This is a genomic window from Rhizobium aouanii (assembly GCF_037002925.1).
GTDB classification, from domain to species: domain Bacteria; phylum Pseudomonadota; class Alphaproteobacteria; order Rhizobiales; family Rhizobiaceae; genus Rhizobium; species Rhizobium aouanii.
This window is the reverse complement of record NZ_JBAMYD010000006.1, coordinates 46,104-60,643: the sequence shown is the minus strand read 5'-3', so window position 1 is coordinate 60,643 and position 14,540 is coordinate 46,104. Positions and strand designations below refer to the sequence as shown.

Annotated in this window: 13 protein-coding genes and 6 pseudogenes; 4 read left to right on the top strand and 15 right to left on the bottom strand. The window is 56.0% G+C overall.

Annotation, left to right across the window (positions count from 1 at the left end):
• Window positions 1–77 precede the first annotated feature (77 nt).
• Window positions 78–338 (top strand): annotated as a pseudogene (locus tag V8P77_RS12270) (IS701 family transposase); the annotation flags it as partial.
• Between the two features lie 47 nt (window positions 339–385).
• On the opposite strand, the pseudogene V8P77_RS12265 reads toward V8P77_RS12270, so the two are convergent.
• The 7 genes and pseudogenes from V8P77_RS12265 to ectB form a co-directional block, all read right to left on the bottom strand.
• A pseudogene (locus tag V8P77_RS12265) lies at window positions 386–600 on the bottom strand (IS3 family transposase); the annotation flags it as partial.
• Window positions 597–712 (bottom strand): annotated as a pseudogene (locus V8P77_RS12260) (DUF6429 family protein); the annotation flags it as partial. The pseudogenes V8P77_RS12265 and V8P77_RS12260, both read right to left, overlap by 4 nt.
• Before the next feature lie 32 nt (window positions 713–744).
• Window positions 745–873, bottom strand: coding sequence for a hypothetical protein (locus V8P77_RS12255; RefSeq protein ID WP_264396702.1), 129 nt, complete (start codon window positions 871–873; stop codon window positions 745–747).
• 301 nt (window positions 874–1,174) lie between these two features.
• On the bottom strand, window positions 1,175–1,615 hold the full coding sequence (locus tag V8P77_RS34790; protein ID WP_373694582.1) for a GNAT family N-acetyltransferase: 441 nt from the start codon (window positions 1,613–1,615) through the stop codon (window positions 1,175–1,177).
• Between the two features lie 447 nt (window positions 1,616–2,062).
• Complete coding sequence (locus V8P77_RS12250) at window positions 2,063–3,127, bottom strand: winged helix-turn-helix domain-containing protein (RefSeq protein WP_335912927.1); 1,065 nt, start codon at window positions 3,125–3,127, stop codon at window positions 2,063–2,065.
• A gap of 44 nt (window positions 3,128–3,171) precedes the next feature.
• Window positions 3,172–4,377 carry an aminotransferase class I/II-fold pyridoxal phosphate-dependent enzyme gene (locus V8P77_RS12245; RefSeq protein ID WP_264396705.1) on the bottom strand — a complete coding sequence of 402 codons (1,206 nt, stop codon included), beginning with the start codon at window positions 4,375–4,377 and terminating at the stop codon, window positions 3,172–3,174.
• 180 nt (window positions 4,378–4,557) lie between these two features.
• Window positions 4,558–5,832, bottom strand: a complete 1,275-nt coding sequence (gene ectB / locus V8P77_RS12240) for a diaminobutyrate--2-oxoglutarate transaminase (RefSeq protein ID WP_264396706.1) — start codon at window positions 5,830–5,832, stop codon at window positions 4,558–4,560.
• 468 nt (window positions 5,833–6,300) lie between these two features.
• Here ectB and V8P77_RS12235 point away from each other — a divergent pair.
• Together V8P77_RS12235 and V8P77_RS12230 are read left to right on the top strand one after the other, a co-directional pair.
• Window positions 6,301–6,669, top strand: a pseudogene (locus tag V8P77_RS12235) (transposase); the annotation flags it as partial.
• Between the two features lie 411 nt (window positions 6,670–7,080).
• Window positions 7,081–8,123 (top strand): annotated as a pseudogene (locus V8P77_RS12230) (IS110 family RNA-guided transposase).
• A 516-nt stretch (window positions 8,124–8,639) separates the two neighbouring features.
• On the opposite strand, the gene V8P77_RS12225 reads toward V8P77_RS12230, so the two are convergent.
• Window positions 8,640–9,350 carry a GntR family transcriptional regulator gene (locus tag V8P77_RS12225; RefSeq protein WP_264396707.1) on the bottom strand — a complete coding sequence of 237 codons (711 nt, stop codon included), beginning with the start codon at window positions 9,348–9,350 and terminating at the stop codon, window positions 8,640–8,642.
• Window positions 9,351–9,554: 204 nt separating this feature from the next.
• Here V8P77_RS12225 and V8P77_RS12220 point away from each other — a divergent pair.
• Window positions 9,555–9,766 (top strand): annotated as a pseudogene (locus V8P77_RS12220) (aminotransferase class III-fold pyridoxal phosphate-dependent enzyme); the annotation flags it as partial.
• Window positions 9,767–9,819: 53 nt separating this feature from the next.
• Here the strand turns inward: V8P77_RS12220 and V8P77_RS12215 are convergent.
• From V8P77_RS12215 to nifE, 7 genes are all read right to left on the bottom strand, one after another.
• Window positions 9,820–10,020 carry an exopolysaccharide production repressor protein gene (locus V8P77_RS12215; protein WP_264396768.1) on the bottom strand — a complete coding sequence of 67 codons (201 nt, stop codon included), beginning with the start codon at window positions 10,018–10,020 and terminating at the stop codon, window positions 9,820–9,822.
• A gap of 86 nt (window positions 10,021–10,106) precedes the next feature.
• Window positions 10,107–10,424 (bottom strand): ferredoxin III, nif-specific, encoded by a 318-nt coding sequence (fdxB, locus tag V8P77_RS12210; protein ID WP_264396708.1) that lies wholly within the window; start codon window positions 10,422–10,424, stop codon window positions 10,107–10,109.
• Window positions 10,421–10,624 carry a CCE_0567 family metalloprotein gene (locus V8P77_RS12205; RefSeq protein WP_264396709.1) on the bottom strand — a complete coding sequence of 68 codons (204 nt, stop codon included), beginning with the start codon at window positions 10,622–10,624 and terminating at the stop codon, window positions 10,421–10,423. The genes fdxB and V8P77_RS12205 overlap by 4 nt, the downstream gene beginning before the upstream one ends.
• Window positions 10,625–10,647: 23 nt before the next feature.
• Entirely contained in the window at window positions 10,648–11,136 is a 489-nt protein-coding gene (locus tag V8P77_RS12200) for a NifX-associated nitrogen fixation protein (protein ID WP_264396710.1), read from the bottom strand.
• Window positions 11,133–11,633, bottom strand: coding sequence for a nitrogen fixation protein NifX (gene nifX / locus V8P77_RS12195; RefSeq protein ID WP_264396711.1), 501 nt, complete (start codon window positions 11,631–11,633; stop codon window positions 11,133–11,135). The genes V8P77_RS12200 and nifX overlap by 4 nt, the downstream gene beginning before the upstream one ends.
• Entirely contained in the window at window positions 11,602–12,984 is a 1,383-nt protein-coding gene (gene nifN, locus V8P77_RS12190) for a nitrogenase iron-molybdenum cofactor biosynthesis protein NifN (RefSeq protein WP_264396712.1), read from the bottom strand. Before nifN ends, nifX begins: the two co-directional genes overlap by 32 nt.
• Window positions 12,981–14,486: a nitrogenase iron-molybdenum cofactor biosynthesis protein NifE gene (gene nifE, locus V8P77_RS12185; protein WP_264396713.1), complete on the bottom strand. Its 1,506-nt coding sequence runs from the start codon at window positions 14,484–14,486 to the stop codon at window positions 12,981–12,983. Before nifE ends, nifN begins: the two co-directional genes overlap by 4 nt.
• Between the last annotated feature and the right edge of the window lie 54 nt (window positions 14,487–14,540).

Genomic DNA, 14,540 nt, shown 5'->3' with positions numbered 1-14,540 from the left:
GCTCCGGATCAGGAACCCGCGGGTCCAAAGCGCCGAACCCGTCTCATCATATTCCTCGGCATCGAGATCGGCGAGTTACCACATGGTGCCCGGCCGGGACCGGCATCCAGATGCTCGTTTCCGTGGAAGGCCATCGCTGAGCGAGCGAAGACAGCTTCGAGACTGCCAAGCACGAGCTCGGCCTCGACCACTTTGAAGGTCGATCATGGAACGGATTTCATCGTCATGCCCTGATGACGATAATTGCCTATCCTTTCCTCCAGCGTCATCGCTTACTCATCGCAAAGCGGGAAAAAAGGAGGCGCCAGTCACGAAACGTACTGTCCGTCATCGAATGATTTGAGATTACGGCTATTGAAGATTTCGGCTCGTTGTGCGGTTTGATTTAAGCGGCTTTGGCGTGGTGTTGCAAGCGGCGGTTTTTGATCGTATCGCGTTTGATCCTTTCGCGGTTGAGAAGGACGGTTCGGCCGCGCCCGAAGTAGACTTGAGCCGGAGTGAGATTGCCGAGGCTCTCGTCATACCGGGAATTGTGTAAGGTTCGACGAGGGCCGCAATCTGGGCTTCGAGCTCTTCGGGAAAGAAGTAGTTTTCGAGCAGGTTGACTGGGTCGCCGATCAGGCCCTTCTTGTGAAGCCGATCCGTCGTCGCCCAGTCGAAACCCTTCAAGGCGCAACGCTCGTTTATGCAGCGTCTGCCATAACAGCGCCAAGAGCTATGATTGGAATTGGGTGACGGGGCCGATTAGGCGGCGCGGTTGTCTGGCGTCATCGGGTCGGCGACACCGTCTTTGAATTTGACGCCGGCAATGACCTTTTCCGACGCCAATCGCAAGGTCATTCTGCCCATATCGACGAATATGTAACGATCCATTACCAACATCATCCGCTTTTTGGAAAGTATTTACGACGCCAGGGGATAGATCAACGTAAAGGTGGAGCTGTCGCACACATCGAGATGGTACCAGGTAATGTTATCGTTATTCCAATATGGATGCTGGATCCAATTGCCTGTGCAGGCATGGAGATTGGCGAGCCCCGTGCATCTCTTGAATCGCTTCCTTCGATGACACGACATCACAATCGGTGTCTGCGGAAGGGCGGGCAATCCCAAAATCAACAGGTAGGGGATATGCGCTCGAGCTGTTCGGCGCCCACGCCTCAAGCAGCGACCTCTACAGGTCAAGATAGTACGAGAGATAGGGACTCAGTCGAGCAACTCTGTCATAGAGCGCCCGCGCTTGCCTATTGCACCTGTTCGTATTCCAATATATCCTCAGCCAACCTTGGCGGCTTCCGTGGGCGGCTAGGTCCTTTATCATGGCTTGGCCTATCCCCTGCCGCCGTTGAGACTCATCGACATAGAGATCAACGAGAAAACATAGTGGCCGATCGCTCCACGTATAGGGATGGACGATAAAGTTGATGAAACCCGAGGCCGCGCCGGTGGCTCCAACAGCTATCAGCGCGTTCGTTGGATCGTTTGGGTGCTCGATCCGCCGCCAGATCGTCTCAGTTGCTTGTTCCGATAGACCGAGACCCTGGTCGGCGCAATATGAGTTCCAAAGAGACTGCCATCCGTCGCGGTCGACGGTTCTTACGAGATGAATTTCCATGAGGAGCTCCGATTTGATAAATGGGTTGCTGGGGAGTCCAGGCTAAAGAAATCGGCAATTCCCTCCCGCATCTGGACAATCGGGCAGAGATGCCTCTTTTGCTTCATCTGGTTATCTGCGCTCAGAAATTGCATTGACCGCTGTTAGCGCATCGTTGCCATCTCAGTCACAGCAGCAGTCTTCGAAACGGCACAAAGCGTCCTGGTCAAGGTGCGAGGCAAACAGCGCCTACCGTTGAGCATGATGCCGAGCCCTGCTTCGTCGATGATGTGGGCGGTCTTCATACGGCTTCTCCTGCGCCGATTAAGGCCTCATGACCATTGAGCGAAGCGACCGAAGAGCGCCTACATGGCGGCCAGATCAGGCAAATCCCCGGCATCGAGCGTCTTTGCCAATTCCTCGGCAAGTTTGCGCTCGCAGCCGCGGTGTCGAGCCTATGCCTATTCTCTACTCAGACAGCGCATATCCGACTGATCTCACGGTTCGTACGAAGTCCTGCCGGCCAACCTTATTGAGGGCCGCACGCAAGTGACCTATGTGAACATCGACCGTGCGAGGGCCAACGTGAATGGTTTCCGGCCAAACTGCACTCTTCAATTCATCTCTGGAATACACCCTGTGCGGTTCTTCCATTAGGTGAGATAACAGACGGAAGCCCGTCGGAGTGAGATGAACAATCCGGCCGTTTCGTCTCACGCGATAGCTGTTCATGTCCAGCTCAAGATCGAGAAATGTCAATAGTTTTCGGGTGTTGTTGGCGGAGACTAGGCTGCATTGCTCAGAGGCCGAGGCAACGGTATTGGAGGTTATTACTATTTTACAATCATTCGCCTCGGCTTTTCGAACTATGGTTTCGCCATGTATGAGGTATATTTTATGTGTTTGGAGTCCCAATGCGGCTTCGAAAAACTCGACATCGTCATTCGACCGATGTGGTCGATTTCGAGCAACGCTTCGAAGAAAGGTAGTCTCGAATCTATAAATGCCGAGAGGGCTAAAATCTGCAGCGACATTTTCTCCATCGACAGGGCAATTGGGAAGAGTTGCCGTAAGGCGCAGTGCCTTATTCGTTAATAAGCGCAATGATCCTCGGCTGTGCTCATTACCGGCTACAACGAGGTTGCCGTCACATGAGTGTACCAACCGATCTATGAGCGAGAAGTCAATGTCGAGATCTTCGGTGAACACAAGGACGTTGCCACACACCTGATCAACCTCCTTTACCGAAGCTGCATCAATGAGCCGCCCCGCATTCGGGCTATGCAGAACACGTAAGGAAAGCTCCATACCGTCCAGATTGCTGCCGAGATTGCATGCGAGGTCGCCAGCACTTTTCAGAGCCAAGATCACCGTCTTCTCCACGCCAGCACGCGCGAGCTGACGCAGCAAACGATCCGGTATTGATGTGTCACCAGATACTATCCGCGGTGCCGCTGAGCAACGATTTGTGGAGGCTGTAGTCCTTATTTTCGGCTTGGTGACTATAATCGCCAGTTTCTGAGGCTCAAACATTTTCGGCATCCTCGGACTAAGAACCACCATCAAGACTCGTAAGATCATTTCGGCGCATACGCTATGTCTCGGATTGACGCACAGAGCTGGGTGACCTCTTCCTGACTATGGTCCGCAGTCAGGCATATGCGCAATGCGGCCTTGTCCCGGGGCACTGTCGGATAAAATGCTGCAGCCACATAAAAGCCGCGCCGCAATAGCTCGGCCGCCGTATCTACCGCCGCCCGAGACTCACCAATCGGGACCATCCGGATTGGCATTCCGTCACCTGACGACTGCGTGGGCATTCTCTCGTCAAAAGCTTGAACAACCCTAGCCAGTCGGGCCTGGCGCTCACCCAGCTCCGAAGAACGGTGAATCTCCGCGGATGCTAACGCACCCGCAATTCCGGCCAAGTCTGGCCCCATTGAAAATGCATGCGGGACGGCATAACGTCTAAGCAGTTTCTCCTGCTCTTCCGTCCCAAGCATGAGAACACCGCCTGTCGCCCCAAAGCCCTTACTCAACGAAGCCGCGATGATGGTGTTTTCGCCTAGATCTGCGATTTGGGATTTGGCATATCCTTGGCCATGTCTTCCGCGGATTGAGATGCCATGCGCATCGTCCACGTAGATAAATAGCCCATAACGCTCCTGGAGACGCAAAAGCTCTCGGATTGGGGCATTCCCGCCCATTGAATACACACCATCGCATATGTAGGCGACGCAAGTGTATTTCTGACAAATACCCTCCAGTTCCTCAATGTCGTTGTGTCTAATTTGCAGAACCTGTGCATCTTCAGCCACAACAGCCTTGTGGTAGGCCAAAGTGGCATGGGCAAATCGGTCGAACACCAGTACCGGCCTGCGTTCTCTGGTGAAAGCCCCGCATGCGAGTAACGGGAGCGCGCTCATGTTTGCCGTTAGAACCAGCGAGTATACGACAATCCGAGCATCGAAAAGTTCAGATAAGCTGTATTCGAGATCTCCAGTTAGCGAAAAGTTCAATCTCGTGCGAGCACCGGACCACTGTATAGAGCGATATGACGCTAACGCTGCTATCGCAGCATCCACAATCATTGGATGGTTATCAAGCCCGAGATAGCTGCCTCTCGCGAATTCTACAACCGATCGTCCCGGCTCAATCTCCACGTGTCGCTGGTCAAGCGACCGGGCATACAGGGTCATTATTCCTTTGGAGTACGCATAGTCGAAATCTGATCTCGACCGCTCAATCACACTTGCAAGATCTCGAAACTTCTGCGTGTTCACGTCACACTCCTTCAAACATGACCATAGATAACTTACGCTTGTTCATCATTGGAAACCGCCGCCAGTAGCCAATGTGTCCCTTCAAAAGGGCTCTGGCACAAACTAAGCTGAGTGACGGGTGCGCGCTCTCGAGAGTTGAGATGCGGCAGTAACCGGATGATGGTTTCCAGCCCTCATCGTTCACACGCTTTCGCGCACAGACTTGCCCAGGATATCCAGCCCTCGCTGAAGGGTCACCTTATCGATCGTCAGGGGAGGCAGAACTTTGACAACATGGTCCTCCGCGCCGCATCGCTCTACCACAACTCCGTATTCAAAGGCCTTACGAACGATTTCCCCAGCAAGTTTACCACTGCCGCAATCGAGCCCTTGCATCATGCCCCTACCGCGTACGGACATGCCATGATCTCGGCCTGCTTGAGCGGCCTGCTGAAGTCGCTCGTTCAATAAGCGCCCGGATTCCGAAACGCTCTGAGACAACTTTTCGTTGGTCCAATATTTCTGTAAGGCGGCAGTCGCCGTCACAAGGGCAAGGTTATTGCCTCTGAATGTGCCGCTGTGTTCGCCCGGCCGCCAAACGTCTAGTTCGGGTTTGAGCAGCAAAAGAGACAACGGTAGTCCACAACCACTAAGGGACTTGGACAGCAAAACCATGTCTGGCACCAAATCAGCGAACTCGAAACTGAAGAAACTGCCCGTTCGTCCGCAACCTGCCTGAATATCATCTACAATCAAAAGGATGCCATATTTTTTGCAAAGCTGCTCGATTGCCCGTAGCCAATCTTTGGCAGCAGGACGTATGCCGCCCTCGCCTTGGACGGTCTCGGTAATGATGGCAGCGGGCATATCGACACCGCTGCTTGCATCACCAAGCACCCTGTCCAGATAATCTGAAGTGTCGTTTTCGGCTCCCCAATACCCATCATAGGGCATGAACACTGCGTCGGCTAGAGGAAGACCTGCGGCATCTCGGTAGAATCGGTTACCCGTTACCGCAAGGGCGCCCAAACTGACTCCGTGAAAGCCGTTTGTGAATGAAATGATACTATGTCGTCCAGTGACCTTGCGTGCCAGTTTCAAAGCTGCTTCCACGGCGTTGGCGCCGGTGGGACCAGGAAATTGAAACTTGTAGGTCAGACCACGTTGCCGCAGAATTATCGCGTCAACACACTCCATAAACTCTCTTTTGGCGGAGGTAGCCATGTCCAAGCCGTGAACGATTCCTTCAGAGTATAGGTATTTAATCGCTTGATTTAGCAAATCAGGATCGTTGTGACCGTAGTTTAGGGTGCCCGCGCCGCATAGAAAGTCGATAAACTCACGACCGTCCTCATCCTTGAGAATGGCTTCTGCAGCCGTCCTAAACACTACAGGAAAGGACCGCGAATATGACCGCACGTTCGACTCGAGGTTTTCGAAAGCAAGAAGTGAGTTGGAGTTACTCTCTTGAGACATGTTCTTTCCTTTACAGACAAACTAACAGCACTCGCATTTACGCTTCTATCGTCACCCGCCAACATCTAATCCGTATTCTCATGACGGCTCCAGGTTGCAAACGGCAACCTCGACGGGCCCCCCTTCTGAGTGGGCAAAACTGCGCAATTACACTTTTGTCCCGAGCTCCTGGCCTCACACGCGATCCCCAGTAGCTAGTCGAAAAGTTGCATTAATCGTGCCGACGGCTCGAAAGAGCGTCAGAGCAAATTATCAGCAAAGCCTTCAGTGGTTTAAGTTGCGTGCAGCAAGATATCCGTTCTAACGTGATCGTGTCGCATCTTGATAAAACCCGACAGAGGTTGTCGGTTTTCGACATCGTCCGACGCTGTCGATTATGCATCCTTCGCGATGTCTTCCCACGCAACCTCGTCCTTGTGGCCTCCAACCCGGTCGTGGTTGGCTAGATCGTGTGGACTCTTGGGATTCAAGGTGCCGAAATCAGTGCGGCCCAACATGAAAGCCGACCTCAGGGAAGTGCGCGACGCGCCGGATAGGGCGACGGCCGAGGCCGCCATCGTCATCTTTGTCGACAAATACGAGACCAAATATTCCAAAGCCGTCGACTGTCTGACGAAAGACCGGGAGGCATTGCTGACCTTCTTCGACTTCCCTGCCGAGCATTGGGACCATCTACGCACTTCCAATCCGATCGAAAGCGTCTTTGCCACCGTTAGGCACCGCACGGTGCGCACCGAGGGTAGCCTGTTGCATAAGACGGCGCGGCTCATGGTCATCAAGCTCGTCGTGAGTACCGCCAAAACATGGCGCAGGCTGAAGGGCGAAAATCAGTTGCCAGTGCGCCAGGAAAGCTGGCGTGTTCCAGTCGGTGGAAGTCCGGTCCGGGTAAGGGGTAGCGCCCGCCCGGTAGCGAGTGTTGCGGCGTGGAAGGTGACGACCGCGGCGAAGCGTACACAGCAATCATGCGGGGTGTGGGTGTGAACCACGAAAGTGATAATATTGCAGGGGTCGAGACTCTACTGCCATTCAACTTCGCCGAAGCCGCCGCGGCCTGATTCAATGATCCCGTCTGACAGCGACCGCGGTCAAACGGGCCGCGTCAACGCGCATGGAAATGAGATGGGGTAATCGGCTTCGCGCCCCATCTTGCCGCCGGTAAAAGGAAGGTGCTGCGCTTCGAGCTGATGATAAAATGTGGCCTGGGGTCGTGAATGAATCAGCCACAAGCACCAGAAAGGAAGCGTAGCAATGAAATACCATGTAGGCCTCGATGTCTCTGTCAAAGAAACTTCCATATGCATCATCGACGAGACCGGAAAAATCTGCCGGGAAACGAAGGTGGTCAGCCACCCCGAGGATCTCGCGAAACTGCTTTGTGACCCGCGATGGCATTTTGAGCGGGTTGGCCTTGAAGCGGGCCCCCTGTCCCAATGGCTCTATGAAGGTCTCGCCAAGGCCAGCCTCCCGGTGATCTGTATCGAGACCCGGCACACGAAAGCCTTTCTGAAGGCGCAGCAGCCGAACAAGAGCGACCGCACCGATGCGCGCGGCATCGCCCAGATGATGCGTGTCCACCTCTTCAAGGCGGTGCACGTCAAGACGCTGACCAGCCAGGAGCGGCGCGCCATGCTGACCGCCCGAAAGCTGCTGCAGGAAAAAGCCATTGCAATCGAGAACGACATCCGGGGACTGTGCGGAACTTCGGGCTGAAGGTCGGTATTGCAGGCACCGTGAAATACGAGACTCGCATCCGCGAACTGATCGAAGGCTTGCCCGGTCTGGTCGCCATCGTCGAGCCGCTGCTTGCCGCCCGGGAGAAACTGCGGGACGAGTTCGCCAAGCTGGACCGTATCGTTCGGGACGAGGCTAAGCAGGATCCTGTCTGCCGCCGGCTGATGACGGTGCCTGGCGTCGGCCCGATCGTGTCGCTCGCCTATGTGGCAACGATCGACATTCCTGCCCGCTTCCGAACGTCGCGCGCCGTGGGGGCCGTGCTCGGACTGACACCGCTGCTCAATCAGTCCGGCGAGAGCAAACGAATAGGCCACGTCACCCTGTGTGGCGACGCCATGCTGCGAGGACTGCTCTACGAAGCAGCGCAGGCTCTTCTGACGCGATCGGCAAAATGGTCATGGCTGAAGGCTTGGGCGATGAATGTCGCCAAGCGGAGGAGCGCCCGGAAAGCAATCGTGGCACTGGCGCGACGACTTGCCGTGATCCTCCACCGTATGTGGAGCGACGGGACCGACTTCCGCTGGACACGGGAGGTGGCGCCGGCAGCAGCAAGCTGATTCAAGTCTACACCACGTAGACACAAAGTTCCGCCTTACGGCGGAAGGCGTCCTTCGCGGACGTGAATGATATGAGTTCGTGTAAGCGCTTATCGCGGCAGCGCTCTGCGCCGGTAGCATGCAAATGAGATTGGACCATATCATTCTTCTGATCCCATGGTGGGAGGGCTTTGACGCCGATCCCGGAGAGAAGCAAGGGCCGCGAAAAGACGTTATCCGCCGCACAAGTGGAAAGCTCGATCGCGCTTGACTTCACCATGCCGATTAGAGAAGCGCTTACAAATGATCAAACAGATCTGGATCAGGAAAACCAGCTTAGAGTCGTGAGCATCAAAGCTCGAGAGTCAGATTTGGACCTGATCCGTAGATCACCATACCGGCCAGCGGCCTCTGCAAGTGCCGCAGATCCAGGGCTTACAGAAGACCGCGCTTGATCACTTGCGCACCAGGAAAGAATTTTCATCACAGGCGGGAAACACCGAAGACTCCGAATGTGTGAGTGTCGTCGTAGGGATATCATCCCCGCATTGGCCTTAACATGGTGGCAGCTTCAACGATGTCAGCGATGTACGTCAGGGACTGGTCGATGTCTTGCCTTACCTCCTCCGCAACCATGGCAGCTTCCCGTTTTTCAACTCCCATAGCGATCCTCTCCCTCCAGTCTCCGCGGCCCGTCGATATCGAAGAGATGTAGTGGGGGAACAAGAGGTTCAGGTACGGTCCAGACTTGAGCCAAAGGGAATTGATGATTTTGAGGAGGGTAGGCATTCTGCATTCACCACAAAGCTCGAACTGAAACCTGTATACGAGGACCAAGTCGGCGCGCCGATCCCGCTCGGCTCGCGCCTTTTTTAGCTTAGCGGAAATCGCACGCAGTCTGCCGGCGAGCTCGGGCGTACCTCTTTGCGCGGCCCGCTCGGCTGCGAAGCATTCGATGTGCCGTCGGATATCGCGCAGTTCACAGATTTGTTCACGGGTCAGCAGCGGAATCAGCGCAGACCGGTTTGCTTCACCATGCAGAACGCCCTCGGATATAAGCCGATACAGCGCCTCGCGAATCGGCGTCGGGCTCATCTCAAAATCCTTAGCCAGATCCCTGATCTTGATCTTTTCGCCTGGGGCGAACTGACCGCTCCGGATCAGTTCGCCCAGTCGCTCATAGACCTGGTCTCGCAACACATCTGAAGTTGGCGACTTCAAGAAATCCCGTCCTTTTGATTCATTCATGCCATCTCTTCTAAACGTTGCGTCGTTAATAGGAAAGCTTTGAAAGCCTTTCCTGCACTTTGATATATCCATAGTTGATCGTTGATATCACTTGCGCCGGCCCATTACGGCATTTAGGTGTTTAGTCCCGGTATTTAATGGACCGGCGTCAACGGCGGAGTGAAACCCGGCCACGAGGCGGAGCCAAAAAGCCGGGCACCGATGGGCAATTTTTTCAGTTTCGAATTTGCTGACAACCCCCAGACATCGTTCTTTTGTCAAAGTCCCTCAGCGGCTGCGGGCTGCCGCTGTCCCTTGTGTTGCACAAACCCGAACTAGACGTTTGGCGACCCAGCGAACACAGTGGATCTTTTAGAGGCAACAATCTAGCGCTCGTAGCGGCGATTGCTGCCTTGCGAAAATATTGGACGAATGAAATCTGTGTGGGTATTAGGGAACGCGGATGACCCAAGGTAGGCCCTCGGAGGGTTCATTCATCTCCCTCACGATAGTCTTGCGACTGATAGCGAACTCTATGGCAATGCTGAGCCCTTTGGGCACGTCTCTCAGCGCAGCCAGACCGCCAAACCAAAAAGAGCAAGCCCCCGAAATAACCTACCTGAAGAAGCAGCGAACCAGAGAGCGTTGTGACGATTGCCCTGCTGATGGAATGCCAGACAAGGTAGACCACTATGGGGTTGATGCACAGGAACAGCAGCAGGATGCGCCAAAAGATTCCGAAGGACAATGTCGTTCTCTCCTGATGTATTCGTCAACTCAAGCAACAATCGTGTCAGCCGCAACATGGGTCTGGCAGTTCTTCGGACAGACGCGGGCACAAGCTCCACAGCCGATGCAGCGCCCAGTATCGTCGACCACCATGATCATGCGATTGAGCTCTCCATCGAAGTCGTCGTCCTCGTCGTCACAGATGCCGAGGATCTCACCCGCGTCGTCGACGCCGTAAAGGTGCATGACCTGGCGCGAGCACACCTTGAAGCAGCGGCCGCAGCCGATGCAGGTCACGCCATCGATAGCGGTCAGATATTCGGGCATCCAGTACGAGCCGTCGCGGGTAAGGAAAGGGCTCGTCATCGTGCGCTCTCCAACGCGCTGAGCTCTCTCTTGGCAGCGTCTAACTCCGCAAAAGCATCGAAGGTTTTCTCGGCGACCACTTTGATTTCGGCCCAATTGACCGGGAGGTCCTCGGCAAGGTCGTGCAATTCCATCTTCACAGTTCCGGCTCGAGACTGCAGTTTGCGGACTTTTTTCTTAAATTCCTCAAGATCTGACATGATCTCCTTCCTCGGAAGCTGGCTCATGCCCGTGCCACATCGGGATAGACCTCAATGGCCGCTGTCGCATCGGCGACCAGTTTCGCACCAGCTTTCGCAAGTTTGATCAGTGTCTCGAAACCGAATTGATGGACATCGCGTAGGGACTTCGACAGAACGACCAATCGCCCGGTCGTGAGAACCACTCGGCCGAAGCCCTCATGGTTCATCATCAACGTCGACGATATCAGCAGGCCGGAGCGCTCCTCGATTACAAGCGCCACGCAGGCGTAGAAAGTCTCGAGCCTCCACAGCACGTCCGGGTCGGGATCGCCAATGATCGGGATCGCACGGCGCTGCGCCTTTGTGACGATGAATTCAGCCAGCAGGGCAGCGTCAGATTTGACTTCCCATGTTCCATAGGTGTCCCTGGCACGGATGAGCCGCATGAGGCACTTGAGGAAAGGAGTGTCAAGGGCCGTATCGTTAGCGTTGATAGCATGGATGACCTGGGTATCGGACGGTGTTCTCATCGTTCAGTCCTGTCCTCAAAGGGTTTCTTTTCGGCAGCACCTGCTTCCGTCAGCACCTTGCGCAACCACGGCGGGGGAGCCGTCCTCAGCATGGTCTGCGTTCGCGACAGTACGTCTTCGATAGATTGTGGCTGCTGCACTTTGATTGGATGGATTTTCGCCGAGACAAGCTTGGCTGCCGAAGGCCCGCCGATAGCCAGGCAAAATAGTAGGTGACAGCCTTTCAACGCGTTAACCTTCGGGGTGATGCGATCCTCGCCCTCAGCCCGGTGCTTCCCGCTCTCGTCGGAAACATCTTCAAAGGCAACGGCCTCAACGAAATTCCAGGCATCGGACGTCACGTCATAGACGGCGAAGCGCTTGGCCGAACCGAAATGGGCGTTGAGGCTTTTCATGTCTTGCGTGGCGATCGCGATGCGCAACGCGCCGCCTTTCCGTTGCGGCGTCGGTGCGTGAACTTCGTCGTTAACGATCGATAGGCGACGGGCGGCGTTCATCTGGCATGTCTCGGTTTCGGAATGGGTCGAGTGATTGGGGCGTTGGCGCCTTCTGGTCGGTCTGGAAGATGTTGGCGACATCGAAGATCAGGTCGCGCGTTCCTTGGTAGAGTGTCGTGAGCTTGTGCTGGCTGCCGAGTCGGTCGAAGATCGGGAAGCCAACGCGCATGAGCGGAATGCCCAGGCGGTCGGAAGCCTGTCGTCCATGCGAATGGGTGACGAGAAGATCAGCGCCCGCGGCAAGGCCCTCGAGATCGCCAAGATCACCGACCTGAACCGCATCGGCAGGCACTTTCTCGAGTATCTTCGAGGTGCCGGTCGTGGTGACGGCCGCCGAAATTTCGGCCCCCATGCCGGTGAAAAACGTCGCGAGCTGATAGAGTTGGTCGGGCTCGGCGGCAATGGCAATCTTCTTGCCACTGTAATGAAAATGCCCATCGAGCAAGGCGTCCTGTAGCTGAGCGCGGCGCCGGCGGATTTTCGCTGGCGCCGGCGCACCGGAAATTGCGGAAAGCAACGATACAAAACGGTCAGCGCCCTTCAATCCTGTAAGGGTCTGAAACAGCGCATAAGGCACTCCGGTCAGTTTCTGCAGCATCTCGGCCGGACCGCGCATATGCTCGCCAATCGCGATGCACTGCACCGCCGTGCCAAGTTGTTGGATCTCCTCAACGCGGGTGCCACCATAGGTGGTCGAGACCCACCGGTCGTCCGGAACCGTGCCGTCGAGCGAACTGGAGAGGTCGGGCAGAATCACCGGCTTGAGGCCGAAGCTTTCCACCGTCTCGCGCAAATGCTCGATGTCGGCGACAGTCAGATTCCACCCGGGCAGGATTACAATCTTCTTCGACTGCCGCGCCTGCTCACCATGCCATGTAATCCTTTCAACAATTGCGGTGACGGCCTTGGTCCAGCCCTCCTCGATCGCGCCCTCGAAATCCGGGGTGGTGGCCAGCACGATCTCCGTACCTGCGAGTTCATTGGCGCGCTTCACCTTGATGTTCGAGAGATCCGTTGCGAAATCTTCGCCTCGGATTTCGACCAGCGCGGTGGTACAGACCCCGATCAGTTTTGGATTCGTGCGGGTCTTGAGATTGAGGATCGCCTCCTCCAGATTGTCGATGCCGCCGAGGATCGTCGCCACTTCATCCATCGCCGTTGTCTGCAAAGGGACGGCTTCCTTGAAGTGCCGCACGAGAAGGACCAGGGCGAAGCTCGTGCAGCCCTGGCTGCCATGGAACAACGGTATGGCACCACTAACCCCAAGAAAGGCGAGAGCGGCGCCGAGCGGCTGAGACGACTTTAGCGGATTGACCGCTGCCGATTTGGTTTGAGGAAGAATGCGGGTCATCGGCCCTCCTCAAGGGTCGCCGAAGCCGTTGGCGGCTGTTGTGTGACTACTTTTGCGAAGGCGTGGGCAGTCTCGGTTTTGCTCTGCGCATCCGGCAGTTCTTCCTTCACTGTAGGTTGGTATTCCCACGGTGCCGGCTCCCGCACTTGACACCATATCGGGTTATGAATGGCGAGGTCGATCTGGCGAACGAGCTCCACCATCCCGTCGTAGCCGGCATAGGGGTGGTGACGCTCCTGATTGATATCGAGCCAGGGTGTCTTGGCTTTCAATGCGATGAATTGCGTGCGCCCGCCCGACAGCATGATATCGACCTTCTGTTCGGAGAGCATGTCGTAAAGCTCGCGCGGCGCCATGGATTCAAACATGTGGCCCTCATCCTTGAGGATCTGCTTGATCCGCTCCTTGTCTTCGACCGTCGATTTCTTGACGGAGGTGCCGACGATCTCCACGCCGATCTCCATTAGCGCATGAACAATCGACCAGGACTTCACACCCCCGGTGTTGAGCAGCAGGCGCTTGCCCTCGAGCCTCGGCCGGTATGCCACAAGTTTCTTCCACGCAATCGCTTCCTCCTCAGCGATCAGTGCCTCGGTGCGCTTGATGATGTCCGGATTGGCGCCCTTCGCCACCACGAGCTTCGCGATCTGCCTGAGTGCTTCTGAAGTGTCGCTGATGCCGTAAAAGGAGCCCTCAAAGAACGGAATACCCCAGCGCTCCTCCATCTTGCGGGCAAGATTGATGAGCGCGGTCGAGCACACCAACATGGCCGCGCGGGCACGGTGCGCTGAGGCAATATCGAGGTAGCGCGCGTCGCCCGGGATACAGGCGCGCACCCGGATGCCCAGCCGATCAAGGAGCGGCTTCACCAGCCAGAACTCACCGGAGAGGTTGAATTCGCCAAGGACATTGATGTCGTAAGGGCCGGCATCGGCAGGCTCCACCGTCCCGATGACATGATCGAGCAATGCCTCGCCGGCAAGCTTGTTGCCAAGGTTCTTGGAACCGACGAAGCCGGGCGCATTGATCGGCACCACTGGCAAGCCGAACTTTTCTGCTGCACGCTTGCAGACCGCCTCGATATCGTCGCCGATCAGTGCCGTCACACAGGTCGAATAGACGAAGATCGCCGGCGGAGCATGCGCTTCCTTAATTTCGCAGATTGCTCTGAAAAGCTTCCGCTCGCCCTGCCCCATCACCACATCGAGTTCGGTGAGGTCGGTCGTGAAGCTTCTACGCCAAAGGGTTGATCCGGACGAAGCCGCGCCGCGGTTGTCCCAGGAATTGCCCTCGCAGCCGATCGGTGCATGAACGAGATGTGCCACGTCGGTGATCGGCTGCAGCACAATCTTGGCGCCATCGAAAGCGCAGCCGCCGGCTGCCGCGCCGGGGGTCAACGGTTTCGAACAACCCTCTTTGCGCGCCTTGTCGTCCTTGCCGCGATTTATCTCGCAGCCGGGCTCGTCGAAAACATCCTGTATTTTAGCGGTGGGCGAATGCATTGCGCCGGTCTCCAAGTCCATCGGAATACGGTTGGCCGCATCCGGGCCAACAGC

Coding starts and splice junctions, on each gene's coding strand:
- V8P77_RS12225 (WP_264396707.1), bottom strand. CDS start 9,350: ATGAATGAATCAAAAGGACGGGATTTCTTGAAGTCGCCAACTTCAGAT.
- nifE (WP_264396713.1), bottom strand. CDS start 14,486: ATGCATTCGCCCACCGCTAAAATACAGGATGTTTTCGACGAGCCCGGC.
- nifN (WP_264396712.1), bottom strand. CDS start 12,984: ATGACCCGCATTCTTCCTCAAACCAAATCGGCAGCGGTCAATCCGCTA.
- fdxB (WP_264396708.1), bottom strand. CDS start 10,424: ATGACGAGCCCTTTCCTTACCCGCGACGGCTCGTACTGGATGCCCGAA.
- V8P77_RS34790 (WP_373694582.1), bottom strand. CDS start 1,615: ATGGAAATTCATCTCGTAAGAACCGTCGACCGCGACGGATGGCAGTCT.
- ectB (WP_264396706.1), bottom strand. CDS start 5,832: ATGTCTCAAGAGAGTAACTCCAACTCACTTCTTGCTTTCGAAAACCTC.
- V8P77_RS12255 (WP_264396702.1), bottom strand. CDS start 873: ATGGATCGTTACATATTCGTCGATATGGGCAGAATGACCTTGCGATTG.
- V8P77_RS12250 (WP_335912927.1), bottom strand. CDS start 3,127: ATGTTTGAGCCTCAGAAACTGGCGATTATAGTCACCAAGCCGAAAATA.
- V8P77_RS12200 (WP_264396710.1), bottom strand. CDS start 11,136: ATGAGAACACCGTCCGATACCCAGGTCATCCATGCTATCAACGCTAAC.
- V8P77_RS12205 (WP_264396709.1), bottom strand. CDS start 10,624: ATGTCAGATCTTGAGGAATTTAAGAAAAAAGTCCGCAAACTGCAGTCT.
- nifX (WP_264396711.1), bottom strand. CDS start 11,633: ATGAACGCCGCCCGTCGCCTATCGATCGTTAACGACGAAGTTCACGCA.